Origin of the sequence: Pseudomonas sp. RIT623 (genome assembly GCF_004519305.1) — a bacterium.
GTDB lineage: Bacteria > Pseudomonadota > Gammaproteobacteria > Pseudomonadales > Pseudomonadaceae > Aquipseudomonas.
Map to the genome: position 1 here is coordinate 145,536 of NZ_SOZA01000009.1, position 13,742 is coordinate 159,277.

Sequence of the window (13,742 nt, forward strand, 5' to 3'; positions counted from 1 at the left end):
GAGATTAGAGGTTGACCTATCGATAAAAAAGCGTAAAAAATGGGTTCAATCTATCGATTAATCAGTTTTATTCCGCTTTGCAGTCCAGCGCGATGCGCAGCTTGATGATCTGCCGGTTGAACTTGGCCGTCACATCGACGCTTTTGCCCGCCGGCACGTTGACCCGGCGCACCCGTGGCGCCTCGGGCCCATTGCGGAAACTGACCTTGCATGCCGCCGCCACCTGCCCATAGTTGTTCAGGCTGATCGAGCCAATGTCGTAGGCAGTGTCATAGGCGGTGTAGTCAACCTTGACCCCGGTCATCTGCTTTTCCACGTCGATGGGATAAGCCATGGCCCCGAGGGGCAGGCACAGCAGCACGGCCAGACAACTTTTCTTCATAGGGCGCTCTCCTTGAGAAGAGCGCAGCTTAGGACAACAGGAGCCATAGATGAAAGCGCCGCGCGTAACCCTGGATCAGTGGCGGACCTTGCAGGCGGTGGTCGATCACGGCGGGTTCGCCCAGGCCGCCGAGGCCCTGCACCGTTCACAGTCGTCGGTGAGCTACACCGTGGCGCGCATGCAGGAGCAACTGGGCGTTCCGCTGCTGCGCATCGACGGGCGCAAGGCGGTGCTGACCGAGGCCGGCAGCGTATTGCTGCGGCGCTCGCGACAACTGGTCAAGCAGGCCAGCCAGCTCGAGGACCTGGCCCACCACATGGAACAGGGCTGGGAAGCCGAGGTGCGCCTGGTGGTCGACGCCGCCTACCCCAGCGCCCGCCTGGTGCGCGCCCTGAGCGCGTTCATGCCGCAGAGCCGCGGCTGCCGCGTGCGTCTGCGCGAAGAAGTGCTGTCCGGGGTCGAGGAAGTGCTGCAAGAGGGCATCGCCGACCTCGCCATCAGCGGCTTCAACATCAGCGGCTACCTGGGCACCGAACTGAGCTCGGTGGAGTTCGTCGCCGTTGCCCACCCCGAACACAGCCTGCATCGCATGGGCCGCGAGATCACCTTCCAGGACCTGGAAAGCCAGTTGCAGGTGGTGATCCGTGACTCCGGCCGCGCCCAGCCGCGCGACGTCGGCTGGCTGGGCGCCGAGCAGCGCTGGACAGTGGGCAGCCTGGGCACTGCCGCGACCTTCGTCAGCAGCGGCCTGGGCTTCGCCTGGCTACCCCGGCACATGATCGAGCGCGAGCTGCGCGAAGGCGTGCTCAAGCCGCTGCCGCTGGATCAGGGTGGCAGCCGCCACCCACTGTTCTACCTTTACTCGAGCAAGGAAAAGACCCTGGGCCCGGCCACGCAGATCCTCATCGAACTGCTGCGCAATTTCGACACCGCGCCGCTGGACGTGCCCTTCGCCGCTCCCCCGCAAGCCTGAAAGGACCGCGCCCATGGCCTGTTTCGAACACGACGGATGCCTGCTGCATTACGAGGAACACGGCCAGGGCGAACCCCTGGTACTGCTGCACGGGCTGGGCTCGAGCAGCCAGGACTGGGAGTTGCAGGTACCGGAGTTCAGCCGTCACTACCGGGTGATCCTCATGGACATACGCGGCCATGGGCAGTCGTCCAAGCCGCGCCGGGGCTACCAGATCAAGACCTTCAGCGAAGACCTGCTGGCCCTGCTCCAGCATTTGGGCAGTGGGCCGGTGCATTTTGTTGGCCTGTCCATGGGCGGCATGCTCGGCTTTCAATTCGCCGTCGACCACCCCGACTGGCTACGCAGCCTGTGCATCGTCAACAGTGCCCCTGAAGTGAAGCGCCGTACCCCGAGCGACTGGCTGTGGTGGCTCAAGCGCTGGGGCCTGGCACGCCTGCTCAGTGTCGAGACCGTCGGCAAAGGCCTGGCCGCACGGCTGTTCCCCAAGCCGCAGCAAGCCGAGCTGCGACGCAAGATGGCCGAGCGCTGGGCACGCAACGACAAACGCGCCTATCTCAAGAGCTTCGACGCCATCGTCGACTGGGGCGTGCAGGAACGCATCGGCCAGATCCGCTGTCCCACGCTGGTGATCGCCGCCGACCAGGATTACACACCGATACCACTGAAAGAGCGCTACGTCGCCCTGATGCCCAACGCCAGGCTGGCAGTGATCGCCGATTCACGGCACGCTACCCCCCTGGACCAACCCGAGGTCTTCAACCAGACCCTGCTGCACTTCCTCGCAGCCGCTTCCACCTCTCAAGGATCTTTGAGCCCATGCTGAAAAAACTTCTGCTCACTGCCTGCTCGGTCGCCTTCGCCGCCAGCGCCATGGCCTCCGACAAGACCCCGCACGTCGAACTGGTCACCAGCTTCGGCAAGGTCGAAATCGAGCTGAATGCTGAAAAAGCGCCCATCAGTACGAAAAATTTCCTGACGTATGTCGACAGCGGTTTCTATGACAATACGATCTTCCACCGCGTGATCCCGGGCTTCATGGTCCAGGGCGGCGGCTTCACCGACCAGATGGTGCAAAAGAGCACCGAGGATCCGATCCGCAACGAAGCCAGCAACGGCCTGCAGAACACCCGCGGCACCCTGTCGATGGCGCGCACCTCCGACCCGAACTCGGCCACCAGCCAGTTCTTCATCAACGTCGCCGACAACGATTTCCTCAACCCGGGCCGCGACCGTGGCTACGCGGTGTTCGGCAAGGTCACCAAGGGCATGGAGGTGGTCGACCAGATCGTCAACTCGCCGACCACCGTCAAGAAAGGCATGCGCGATGTCCCGGCCGACCCGGTGTACATCAAGTCGGCCAAACGCATCGACTGACCACGCACCACACAGGGACGTGGGTCGGGTCACACAGGAGTCTTGTCACCCATGCTGTACCGTCGTTTCGAGCAACTGATCGATATCTTCCGCGAGGCGCCCAGCGAGGCGCCTCCCGGTAAAGTCTGGCCCTTCTATCTCTACTACCTGCGTCAGGTCTGGCCGAGCTTCCTCGCCCTGCTGATCGTCGGTCTGGTCGCCTCGCTGATCGAGGTGGCGCTGTTCAGCTACCTGAGCCGCATCATCGACCTGGCCCAGGGTACCCCCAACGCCAACTTCTTCAGCGAGCACAGCGCCGAGCTGACCTGGATGGTGGTGGTGGTGCTGATATTGCGGCCAGTGTTCTTCGGCCTGCACGACCTGCTGGTGCACCAGACCATCAGCCCAGGCATGACCAGCCTGATCCGCTGGCAGAACCACACCTACGTGCTCAAGCAGAGCCTGAACTTCTTCCAGAGCGACTTCGCCGGGCGCATCGCCCAACGCATCATGCAGACCGGCAACTCGCTGCGCGATTCGGCGGTACAGTCAGTAGATGCCTTGTGGCACGTGCTGATCTACGCCATCAGCGCCCTGGTGCTGTTCGCCGAGGCCGACTGGCGGCTGATGGTGCCGTTGCTGGTGTGGATCGCCGGCTACATCGGCGCGCTGTACTACTTCGTGCCGCGGGTGAAGGAACGTTCAGTGATCTCCTCCGACGCCCGCTCCAAGCTGATGGGGCGCATCGTCGACGGCTATACCAACATCGCCACCCTCAAGCTGTTTGCCCACACCGACTACGAACAGCAATACGCCCGCGAAGCGATCAGCGAACAAACCGAAAAAACCCAGCTGGCCGCGCGGGTGATCACCAGCATGGATGTGGTCGTCACCTCGCTCAACGGCTTGCTGGTGGTGTGCACCACCGGCCTGGCCCTGTGGTTGTGGAGCCAGTCATCCATCACCGTCGGCGCCATCGCCCTGGCCACCGGCCTGGTGATACGCATCGTCAACATGTCGGGCTGGATCATGTGGGTGGTCAACGGCATCTTCGAGAACATCGGCATGGTCCAGGACGGCCTGCAGACGATTGCCCAGCCGGTCAGCGTCAGCGACAAACCCCAGGCGCCGGTGCTCAAGGTCAGGCACGGCGGTGTGCGCTTCGAGCATGTGGGTTTTCACTATGGCAAGGGCAACCAGGTGATCGACGCGCTCAACCTGGACATCCGTCCGGGCGAGAAGATCGGCCTGATCGGCCCCTCCGGCGCCGGCAAGTCGACCCTGGTCAACCTGCTGCTACGCCTGTACGACGTGCAGGCCGGACGCATCCTCATCGATGGCCAGGATATCGCCGAGGTCAACCAGGCCAGCCTGCGCGCGCAGATCGGCATGATCACCCAGGACACCTCGCTGCTGCACCGCTCGATCCGCGACAACCTGCTGTACGGTCGCCCCGACGCCACTGACGAAGAAGTCTGGGAAGCGGTGCGCCGGGCCCGGGCCGACGAGTTCATCCCGCAGTTGTCCGATGCCCAGGGCCGCAGCGGTTTCGACGCCCATGTCGGCGAGCGTGGGGTGAAGCTGTCCGGCGGCCAGCGCCAGCGCATCGCCATTGCCCGGGTGCTGCTGAAGAACGCACCGATCCTGATCATGGATGAAGCCACGTCGGCACTGGACTCGGAGGTGGAAGCGGCGATCCAGGAGAGCCTGGAAACCTTGATGCAGGGCAAGACGGTGATCGCCATCGCCCACCGCCTGTCGACCATCGCCCGGATGGACCGGCTGATCGTGCTAGACAAGGGCCATATCGTCGAGAGCGGCAGCCACAGTGAGTTGCTGGCCCAGCGCGGGTTGTACGCGCGGTTGTGGCATCACCAGACCGGTGGGTTCGTCGGCGTCGATTGACGCCGGGTCAATGGGCGGGTGTTCGTGGGAGCGGGCTTGCGCAAAGGCAGTCAAACCTGGCGATAAGGCAACATCCCCCGCGCCTCTTCGGCATACGCCCGGACCCCCACCCGCTCCTGCGCCAGAAACTCTTCCACCGCCCGGCGCAACCCTGGGTGCAGCAGGTAATGCCACGAGTGCGTGATCACCGGCTCGAACCCACGAATCAGCTTGTGCTCGCCCTGGGCCCCGGCATCGAAACGTCGCAGGCCTTCAGCAATGGCAAAGTCCATGCCCTGGTAGAAACAGGTCTCGAAATGCAGCCGGTCGAATTCGTCCAGACAACCCCAGTAGCGACCATATAAGCGGTCGCCCCCCACCAGGCTGAACGCCATCGCCACCTCCCGCCCCCGCTGCCGGGCGATCACCACGCGGATGGCCTCTGGCATGCGCTCGGCGACCAGGCTGAAGAATGCCCGGGTCAGGTACGGCGCACGGCGCCGCACCGCATAGGTGTTTGCGTAGCAGCGGTAGACGAAATCCCACTGCGACTCGCTCAACTGTTCGCCCCGGTACCAGGCGAAATCGATGCCCTGCCCCGCCACCTGCTCGCGCTCCTTGCGCATCTGCTTGCGCTTGCGCGAGCTGAGGCTGTCGAGAAAATCCTGGAAATCCCGGTAGCCGGGGTTGCGCCAGTGGAACTGGCAGCCCAGGCGTTCCATCCAGCCTGGCAAAGCGCCAATGGCCTCATCCAGCGCGGGGTCGGTGAAGTTGATGTGTGCCCCGGACAGCCCACCCTTGCCCAGATACTCCGGGATCGCTTGCAGCAGCAGCAAGCCATCGGCCGGGTCGGCGGTCAGCAGCCGCGGCCCGCTCACCGGGCTGAACGGCACGGCGCCGAGCAACTTGGGGTAGTAGGCGATGCCGGCCCGCTCGCAGGCATCGGCCCAGCCATGATCGAACACGTACTCACCGAACGAATGCCACTTGCGGTACGCCGGCAGCAACGCGCGCACTTCACCGTCGCGCTCCAGCACTAGATGCTCGGCGGCCCACCCTGTGTCGGGGGTTACGCTGGCGCTGTCTTCCATGGCCGTGAGAAAGGCATGGCGCAGGAACGGCTGGGCAACGGGCACCAGGGCATCCCAGGTGGTCGCCGGCAGGTCGCGCAGATGGGCAAGGCTGTGGAGGCTGATCACGTTTGCAACTCGCTGAAGAGAGAGTGCCAGTATTGCCAAGTCGCCGGCGACACTCAAATGACAGGCCGCTTACTTAACAACAGTGCCACTGTTTAGACATTATTCTGTCATCCACCCCCGCAATACTTGCGCCTGTTTTCCGGAACCCCAGAACCTGTCTAGTCAGGCCCTTTCCGAAGACATGCCAACTTGGGGGCGGGCGCTTGAGCCTCCCCACTTTTTCCAACAGGGAGAACCTTATGCGTCTTGTTTCTACACTTACTGGAGTGAGCCTCACCGGCATGATGCTGGCTCTGAGTACTCCGGCCAGTGCTGCTGTCGACGCCAAGCTGCTCGAAATGCTCCGCGCCAATGGCTCGATCAACCAGGCGCAGTACAACGAACTGCAGGGCGACCTGGCAAAGGAAACCAAGGAAAAGGCCGACCAGAAAGCCCAGTCCGAGCGTCTGAGCTCGTTCGAACAAAAAGTGGCATGGGCCGCCAAGACCCAGATCAAGGGTGATGTGCGCCTGCGTTACGAAGACGTCAACGTCGACAACCCCAATAGCCGCAGCGGCAACCAGGACCGCGAGCGCGTGCGCGCCCGGGTCGGTTTCTACAGCGAGATCAACCCACAGGTCGACGCCGGTATCCGCGTGGCCACCGGCAGCAGCTCGGACGCCCGCTCGACCAACCAGAGCCTGGACAACTACTTCGACAAGAAATCGCTGTGGGTCGACCTCGCCTACCTCGACTGGCACCCGACCGCCGTGCCCAACCTGCACCTGATCGGCGGCAAGATGATGCAGCCATGGGTGAGCATGGGCGACGTCATCTGGGACAGCGACATCAACCCTGAAGGCGTGGCGGTCACCTACAAGACCAACCTGGGTGCCGCCGAGCTGTTCGGCAGCGCCGGCCACTACACTCTCAAGGACAACGTCGACGGCGACGGCGTGCAGTTCAAGCATGACGCACAGCTGTACCACGGCCAATTGGGCACCAAGTTCAATGCCGCCGATACCGTCAAGGTCACCGTGGGCGGCAGCATCTACGGCTTCGACAACGACAAGAAGTCGGCCGTGCTGCGCAGCTTCGGCAACACCACCGACGAGTTCAACCTGGTGGAAGGCTTTGGCCAGGTGGACTTCACCGGCTTCGCCATCCCGCTCTCGGCCTATGGCCAGTTCGTCAAGAACACCGAAAGCACCGACGGCGAGGACAAGGCCTGGCTGGCCGGCCTGAAAACCAAGCTCGGCGCCTGGAGCCTGGACTACAACTACCGCGATGTGCAGCGCAACGCCGTGGTCAGCCTGTTCACCGACTCCGACTTCGGCGCAGGTTTCACCGGCTCACGCGGCCACAAGTTCAAGGTGGGTTACGAAATCGACAAGAACTTCTCGTTGGGCGCGGCCTACCTGATGGCCAAGACCGACCTGTCGCAGTTGCCGAACAGCAATGCCGATGTAGACACGCTGCAAGTGGACCTGGAAGCCAAGTTCTAAGCAGTCGCTCCCCTGCGTTGCTCAGGCGGGAAATGCCGACCCCATCCGGCATTTCCCGCCTTTTTTTGCCTTTTTGAAATGCGTCGGCCCCTTCGCCAGCAAGGCTGGCTCCTGCAAGGATCGCGTCCACCTGTAGGAGCCAGCCTTGCTGGCGAAGAGGCCGGTACAGGCGCTACAAGCCTCAGCGCTTGCGCAGCACCACGCTACCGATCGAATACCCCGCGCCAAACGAGCTCAGCACACCCAGCGCCCCCTGGCCCAGGTCATCCTGGTACAGGTGGAAGGCAATCACCGAACCGGCCGAACTGGTGTTGGCATAGCGATCGAGGATCACCGGCGCATCTTCCTCGGCCACTTCACGGCCCAGCAGCTTCTTGACGATCAGGTGGTTCATGCTCAGGTTGGCCTGGTGCAGCCAGAAGCGCTTGACGTCCGACGGTTGCAGGTCGTTCTCGGCCAGGTGCTGGCCAATCAGCTCGGCGACCATCGGGCAGACTTCCTTGAACACCTTGCGACCTTCCTGCACGAACAGCTTGTCGCGGGCACCGATGCCCTCTTCGGCGGCGCGGTTGAGGAAGCCGAAGTTGTTGCGGATATTGTTGGAGAACGCGGTCAGCAGCTTGGTGCTGACGATATCGAACTGGTGCTTGGAAGTCGCAAGGTCGGCCCGTTCGATCAGCACGGCGGTGGCGGCATCACCAAAGATGAAGTGGCTGTCACGGTCGCGGAAGTTCAGGTGGCCCGTGCAGATCTCCGGGTTGACCACCAGCACCGAGCGCGACTGGCCCAACTGCACGCTGTTGGCGGCGGTCTGGATACCGAAGGTGGCCGACGAGCAGGCCACGTTCATGTCGAAGGCGAAGCCCTGGATGCCCAGCGCCTGCTGTACTTCGATGGCGATGGCCGGGTACGGACGCTGCAGGTTGGAACAGGCGACGATCACGCCGTCGACATCGGCAGCGGTGCGACCGGCACGCTCGAGGGCCTGGCGGGCAGCAGCCACGCCCATCTCGCAGAGGATCGATTGCTCGTCGTTGCTGCGCTCGGGCAGGCGCGGTTTCATGCGCTGTGGGTCGAGGATGCCGGCCTTGTCCATGACGAAGCGGCTCTTGATGCCCGAGGCTTTCTCGATGAAAGCGGCATCGGACAGCGGCGCCGCCTCGACCTCGCCGCGCTCGATGGCGGCGGCGTTATCACGGTTGAAACGCTGTGCCCAGGCGTTGAAGGACTCCACCAGTTCTTCGTTGGAAATGCTCTGGGCCGGGGTGTACAGGCCGGTGCCGCTGATGACGACGTTGTGCACGGTCGTTCCTCTGGTCTGGGGCCATCGCCACAAGGCGCTGGCCGGAATAAGGGCAACTTAATGGCACCTTGGTACCAATTTTGAGGCGAGGGCTGCGCCCTCGTTCGCGGCACAAGGCCGCTCCTACAGCATCGGCGTTCGCCTGTAGGAGCGGCCTTGTGCCGCGATCGGCCGCACAGCGGCCGCAAATTCCTGCAAGTTTGCCACAACTTGGGGAGGTTAGGCTTCCACCTGACTCCACTGTTTGCTCAGTCGTTTATCGGAAACCGCCACCTTGGTCCCTAACTGCTGGGCGAACAACGAAACCCGGTACTCCTCCAGCAGCCAGCGGTACAAGGTCAGTTGCTCATCGCGCTTGCCTTCCTGGGCGTGCTTGTCGGCGCGGGCCTGGTAGTGGGCCCAGCAATTGGCCAGCTCGCCACTCCACACCCGGTCCTTCTGCACCTGCGCCCCCAGCTTCTCCAGGCGCAGTTCCACCGCCTTGAGATAACGCGGCAACTCCTTGAACCAAGTACTTGGTGTCTCGCGCACGAAGCCGGGATACACCAGGTTGGCCAACTGTTGCTTGATGTCGTTGAGCGCCACCGCCTGGGCCAGGTCGATCTTGCCCTTGAAGCGCTTTTGCAGGCCATGCCACAGCTTCAACACCTCGAGCGTCTGGCGTGCCAGACGCTCGGCATGCTCGGCCCAACTGCCACGCTTGCGCTCGGCCAGCGACGCCAGGCCGGCGCCATCGCGGGGTAGCACCGCCTCGCCCTCCAGCACGCAACTGTCGAGGCTGGCCAGCAGGATATCTTCCACCAGTGCCTCGACCCGGCCCAGCTCGCGATACAACAGGCCCAGCTCGGTCAGCCCCGGCAGCTTGCCGCGCAGGAACTTGGCCGGCTCCGCCAACTGTTGCAGCAACAGGCGCTGCAAGGCGCGACGGTGCTGGAATTCGGCCTCGGCCTGGGTCGAGAAGCGCCCCTCACGCACAGTGCCGTTGTCTTCGACCAGCGCCGGATAGACCGTCATCGACAACCCGGCGATCTTCTGCTGGGCAGTCTGCGCCACTTCGGCGAAGACCTTGGCCTGCACCGGCTGCTCGGCCTTGTCGGTGCGCGGCAGGGCCAGCGCGGCCTGGCTGGCGGCGGCAAAGCGCGCGGTCAGCTCGGCCAGGTCGCGGCCCTCGCCGAGGAACTTGCCCTGAGCATCGACCACCTCGATGTTCATGCGCAGGTGGCCTTCCACTAGACTGGCGGCCTCGGCCCAGGCCTCATCGGACACCCGCGCGCCGGTCATGCGCAGCAACTCCTGGCCCAATGCTTGCGGCAACCCGCCCTGGCCGAAGCTCATGCGCGCCAGCGCCGCCTTGACGAAGTCCGGCACCGGCACGAAGTTCTTGCGCAGGGCCTTGGGCAAGTTGCGCACCAGGGCGATGCACTTGGCCTCGAGCAAGCCCGGCACCAGCCACTCCAGGCGCTCGCCCGGCAGGTTCGGCAGCAGCGGCGCCGGCACCCGCACGGTCACCCCGTCACGCGGGTGGTTGGGCTCGAAGTGGTAGCTCAGCGACAGACGCAGCTCGCCCACTTGCAGATGGTCTGGGTACTGCGCGGCGGTGACCTCGCTGGCTTCGCGGGCGAGCACGTCCTCTTCGCGCATGATCAGCAGGTTGGCGTCCTTCTGGCTGTTCGTGCGGTACCAGCTGTCGAAGGTCGCGGCCTGGTGGATTTCCTCCGGCAGGCGCGCTTCATAGAAGGCGTACAGCGTTTCTTCATCGGCGAGAATGTCGCGCCGGCGGGCCTTGGCCTCCAGCTCGTCGAGCTGTTCGAGCAGGCGTTTGTTGGCCGCCAGGCACTTGGCCCGCGACTGGATTTCGCCACCAACCAGGCCCTCGCGGATGAACAGCTCACGCGAGGTGGCCGGGTCGATCGGGCCGAAATGCACCGGGCGCCGGCCGACCAGGATCAGCCCGTACAGGGTGATCTGCTCGTAGGCCACCACCTGGCCGCGCTTTTTCTCCCAGTGCGGCTCGAAGTGGTTCTTCTTGATCAGGTGGCTGGCCAGCGGCTCGATCCAGTCCGGCTCGATCTTGGCCACCACGCGCGCGTACAGCTTGGTGGTTTCCACCAGCTCAGCGGCCATCACCCACTGCGGACGCTTGCGGCCAATACCCGAGGATGGGTGAATCCAGAAACGACGCTGGCGTGCGCCCTGGTAGTCGCCTTCCTCGGTCTTCTGGCCGATCTGGCTGAGCAGGCCGCTGAGGATGGCCTTGTGCAGCGGCTGGTAGTTGCACGGCTCCTTGTTCACCGCCAATTGCAGTTCACGGCAGATCAGTGACAACTGGCGATGGGCGTCGCGCCACTCGCGCAGGCGCAGGTAGTTGAGGAAGTTCTTGCGGCACCAGTTACGCAGCGGGTTGGCGGTCAGTGCCTGGCGCTGCTCTTCGAATCCGCGCCACAGGTTGACCAGCGCGGCGAAGTCGGAATCGACGTCCTTCCACTGCGCATGGGCCTGGTCGGCGGCCTGCTGGCGCTCCGGCGGACGCTCGCGCGGGTCCTGCACCGACAGCGCCGAGGCGACGATCAACACCTCCTGCAAGCTGCCCTGGCGCGCGCCCTCAAGCAGCATGCGGCCCAGCCGCGGGTCGATCGGCAAGCGCGCCAACTGACGGCCCAGCGGGGTCAGCTGGTTCTCGCGGTTGACCGCCGAGAGCTCCTGCAACAGGTTGAAACCGTCGCTGATGGCCTTGCCATCCGGCGGCTCGATGAACGGGAAGGCGTCGATAGCGCCCAGGCGCAGGTGCAGCATCTGCAGGATCACCGCGGCCAGGTTGGTGCGCAGGATCTCCGGGTCGGTGAACGCCGGCCGGCCGTTGAAGTCCTCCTCGCTGTACAGGCGAATGCAGATGCCCGGCTCGACCCGGCCGCAGCGACCCTTGCGCTGGTTGGCGCTGGCCTGGGACACCGCCTCGATGGGCAGGCGCTGGACCTTGGCGCGGTAGCTATAACGGCTAATGCGCGCAGTGCCGCTGTCGATCACATAGCGAATGCCCGGCACGGTCAGCGAGGTTTCCGCGACGTTGGTCGCCAGTACCACGCGTCGCCCGCTGTGGGACTGGAAGATCTTCTGCTGTTCGGCCGGCGACAACCGCGCATACAGCGGCAGGATCTCGGTATGGCGCAGTTGGGCCTTGCGCAGGATCTCGGCGGCATCGCGGATCTCGCGCTCGCCCGGCAGGAACACCAGCACATCGCCCGGGCCCTTGCCCTGGCTGCGTTCGTGCTGGGCGATTTCATCGAGGCTGGCGAGGATCGCCTGGTCGACCGAGAGGTCATCCTCGACCTGGTTGCCCTCCTCGTCCTGTTCACTGGTCAGCGGCCGGTACCAGGTGTCCACCGGGTAGGTGCGGCCGGACACCTCGATGATCGGCGCGCCGTCGAAGTGCTTGGAGAAACGCTCCAGGTCGATGGTCGCCGAGGTGATGATCAGCTTGAGGTCCGGGCGACGGTGCAACAGGGTCTTCAGGTAACCGAGCAGGAAGTCGATGTTCAGGCTGCGCTCGTGGGCTTCGTCGACGATGATCGTGTCGTAGCGCTCTAGGAAGCGATCGTGCTGGGTTTCGGCCAGCAGGATGCCGTCGGTCATCAGCTTGACCAGGGTGTTCGAATCGCTCTGGTCCTCGAAGCGCACCTGGTAGCCGACCAGCGCCCCCAACGGCGTGCCCAGCTCCTCGGCGACCCGCGCCGCCACGCTGCGCGCGGCGATCCGCCGGGGCTGGGTATGGGCGATCAGGCCATGGCTGCCGCGGCCCAGCTCCAGGCAGATCTTCGGCAACTGGGTGGTCTTGCCGGAACCTGTCTCGCCGGCGATCACCAGCACCTGGTGTTCGGCCAGGGCCTTCTTGATCTCGTCGCGCTTGGCGGCGATCGGCAGGTTGTCGTCGTAGCGAATGCTCGGCACGCTCTGCTGGCGCGCGGTGACCTGGGCGCAGGACGCCTGGACCTTTTCCACCCACTGCGCGAGCTTGCCCTCGTCGGGGCGCTTGCGCAATTCGTGCAATTGCCGACGCAGCCGATGGCGGTCGGCGATCATGGCGTGGTCGAGGTTGTTCAGCAGTTGGTCGATGGCGTGGTCTGTCATGGGGCTTTTTAATGATGCAGGCGAATGCTGCTTTTTCATGATCGGCAGGCGTAAGAGGCGCAATTGTCGCAGATTTGCGAAATCGATGCTGCCTGTGCCCGCGTTCAGTCGCGATCACGCTCGAAATAGCGGGAGCGCTTGAACAACAACGGGGTAGCAATTGCCACGAAAAAAGCTGACCAGCCAATACCATCAAGTTGCAGGAACTGTTCTTCACCCAGTTGAGTACAGGCGGTGATCCCGGTGACGTTGAACACGATGTAAAGAAAAAACCTGATGCACCTTGACCGGCATGCCCAGTCGACCAACGTGCCGACCACGAGGGCATAGCAAATACCATAAAGCACCCACATATCCGCTCCCCTTCAGATAATCAACATCAGGCTGCTGGATTGGGGACCAATACCGCCTTTCACGGTTGCTGATAGCGATGCCAGTACATCCCCAGCATGAAAAGTAGGAATCTTATTCTGAATCAACCACCCCACCGCTCCGGTGACGGCGATCCCTGCGACCGCCGCCGCAGGCCCACCTGCCATTGCTAGCGCGACATCCGCCGTCGCTTTACCCGCTGCGGTACTGAAAATGCCCGAAACCCTGTACCTCTGCTGATTGAGGCTGTCCTCCTGCTGGCGAGTTAACGGCCGCGATACCGCAACCGTCATCAGGCAAGGCCGCTGCCCTGCCAGCATCCGGTCGTAAAGCTCCGCCATTTTTTCAACGACCCGATAGTGCCCGGCATGAACCCATGGCAGACCCGTTTGCCGGATTTGGCAACATTCTCCTGGCTGGATGATGAACTCGCTGACATCGAAGACGATCGCGTGATGTGCAACTACCTGATAAGTCCTTTGTGCTTGCATGGCTGTCCCTGTCGCTGCCTATCCTGCAGAACTTAGGGACTTTCACCGCAGGCCCTGGCTCTGCAAATTAGCCTGGGTCCGATAAAGCCATGGGAAGCTTCCCAAGCTCCCGCGAAGCGGCGGGCAAACCTTGCCAATGTTTAGCGCCCACTGGAATGAACGTCGCCATTCAC

11 protein-coding genes are annotated in these 13,742 nt (G+C 63.6%); 5 read left to right on the forward strand and 6 right to left on the reverse strand.

The genetic code is table 11. From position 1 onward, the window contains the following. Window positions 1-67 precede the first annotated feature (67 nt). Window positions 68-382, reverse strand: a complete 315-nt coding sequence (locus E3U47_RS09360) for a 3-phosphoglycerate kinase (protein WP_134691015.1) — start codon at window positions 380-382, stop codon at window positions 68-70. A gap of 49 nt (window positions 383-431) precedes the next feature. Between E3U47_RS09360 and E3U47_RS09365 the strand changes: the two genes are divergently transcribed. From E3U47_RS09365 to E3U47_RS09380, 4 genes are read left to right on the forward strand one after another with little or no spacing between them, the layout of a single operon-like run. Further along, window positions 432-1,355 (forward strand): LysR family transcriptional regulator, encoded by a 924-nt coding sequence (locus tag E3U47_RS09365; RefSeq protein ID WP_134691017.1) that lies wholly within the window; start codon window positions 432-434, stop codon window positions 1,353-1,355. Window positions 1,356-1,368: 13 nt separating this feature from the next. Further along, on the forward strand, window positions 1,369-2,181 hold the full coding sequence (locus E3U47_RS09370; RefSeq protein ID WP_134691019.1) for an alpha/beta fold hydrolase: 813 nt from the start codon (window positions 1,369-1,371) through the stop codon (window positions 2,179-2,181). Continuing rightward, on the forward strand, window positions 2,175-2,732 hold the full coding sequence (locus E3U47_RS09375) for a peptidylprolyl isomerase (protein WP_134691021.1): 558 nt from the start codon (window positions 2,175-2,177) through the stop codon (window positions 2,730-2,732). The genes E3U47_RS09370 and E3U47_RS09375 overlap by 7 nt, the downstream gene beginning before the upstream one ends. A gap of 51 nt (window positions 2,733-2,783) precedes the next feature. Continuing rightward, the gene (locus tag E3U47_RS09380; RefSeq protein ID WP_134691023.1) at window positions 2,784-4,616 is read left to right on the forward strand and encodes an ABC transporter ATP-binding protein; all 1,833 of its coding nucleotides are present in this window, start codon (window positions 2,784-2,786) and stop codon (window positions 4,614-4,616) included. Between the two features lie 50 nt (window positions 4,617-4,666). On the opposite strand, the gene E3U47_RS09385 is transcribed toward E3U47_RS09380, so the two are convergent. Then, window positions 4,667-5,794, reverse strand: a complete 1,128-nt coding sequence (locus E3U47_RS09385) for a GNAT family N-acetyltransferase (RefSeq protein ID WP_134691025.1) — start codon at window positions 5,792-5,794, stop codon at window positions 4,667-4,669. A gap of 239 nt (window positions 5,795-6,033) precedes the next feature. Between E3U47_RS09385 and E3U47_RS09390 the strand changes: the two genes are divergently transcribed. Continuing rightward, entirely contained in the window at window positions 6,034-7,278 is a 1,245-nt protein-coding gene (locus E3U47_RS09390; protein WP_134691026.1) for a putative porin, read from the forward strand. A 181-nt stretch (window positions 7,279-7,459) separates the two neighbouring features. Here E3U47_RS09390 and E3U47_RS09395 read toward each other — a convergent pair whose 3' ends face one another. From E3U47_RS09395 to E3U47_RS09410, 4 genes are all read right to left on the reverse strand, one after another. Continuing rightward, entirely contained in the window at window positions 7,460-8,581 is a 1,122-nt protein-coding gene (locus E3U47_RS09395; protein ID WP_134691028.1) for a beta-ketoacyl-ACP synthase III, read from the reverse strand. A gap of 219 nt (window positions 8,582-8,800) precedes the next feature. Beyond that, on the reverse strand, window positions 8,801-12,706 hold the full coding sequence (gene hrpA / locus E3U47_RS09400; protein WP_134691030.1) for an ATP-dependent RNA helicase HrpA: 3,906 nt from the start codon (window positions 12,704-12,706) through the stop codon (window positions 8,801-8,803). Window positions 12,707-12,810: 104 nt separating this feature from the next. Then, window positions 12,811-13,059 (reverse strand): hypothetical protein, encoded by a 249-nt coding sequence (locus E3U47_RS09405; protein ID WP_102684407.1) that lies wholly within the window; start codon window positions 13,057-13,059, stop codon window positions 12,811-12,813. Window positions 13,060-13,071: 12 nt separating this feature from the next. After that, window positions 13,072-13,569, reverse strand: coding sequence for a hypothetical protein (locus E3U47_RS09410; protein ID WP_134691032.1), 498 nt, complete (start codon window positions 13,567-13,569; stop codon window positions 13,072-13,074). Between the last annotated feature and the right edge of the window lie 173 nt (window positions 13,570-13,742).

Bases quoted from the DNA above. Each gene is read 5' to 3' on its own strand.
- E3U47_RS09410 (WP_134691032.1), bottom strand. From the start codon at position 13,569: ATGCAAGCACAAAGGACTTATCAGGTAGTTGCACATCACGCGATCGTC.
- E3U47_RS09405 (WP_102684407.1), bottom strand. From the start codon at position 13,059: ATGTGGGTGCTTTATGGTATTTGCTATGCCCTCGTGGTCGGCACGTTG.
- E3U47_RS09360 (WP_134691015.1), bottom strand. From the start codon at position 382: ATGAAGAAAAGTTGTCTGGCCGTGCTGCTGTGCCTGCCCCTCGGGGCC.
- E3U47_RS09370 (WP_134691019.1), top strand. From the start codon at position 1,369: ATGGCCTGTTTCGAACACGACGGATGCCTGCTGCATTACGAGGAACAC.
- E3U47_RS09390 (WP_134691026.1), top strand. From the start codon at position 6,034: ATGCGTCTTGTTTCTACACTTACTGGAGTGAGCCTCACCGGCATGATG.
- E3U47_RS09365 (WP_134691017.1), top strand. From the start codon at position 432: ATGAAAGCGCCGCGCGTAACCCTGGATCAGTGGCGGACCTTGCAGGCG.
- E3U47_RS09375 (WP_134691021.1), top strand. From the start codon at position 2,175: ATGCTGAAAAAACTTCTGCTCACTGCCTGCTCGGTCGCCTTCGCCGCC.
- hrpA (WP_134691030.1), bottom strand. From the start codon at position 12,706: ATGACAGACCACGCCATCGACCAACTGCTGAACAACCTCGACCACGCC.
- E3U47_RS09380 (WP_134691023.1), top strand. From the start codon at position 2,784: ATGCTGTACCGTCGTTTCGAGCAACTGATCGATATCTTCCGCGAGGCG.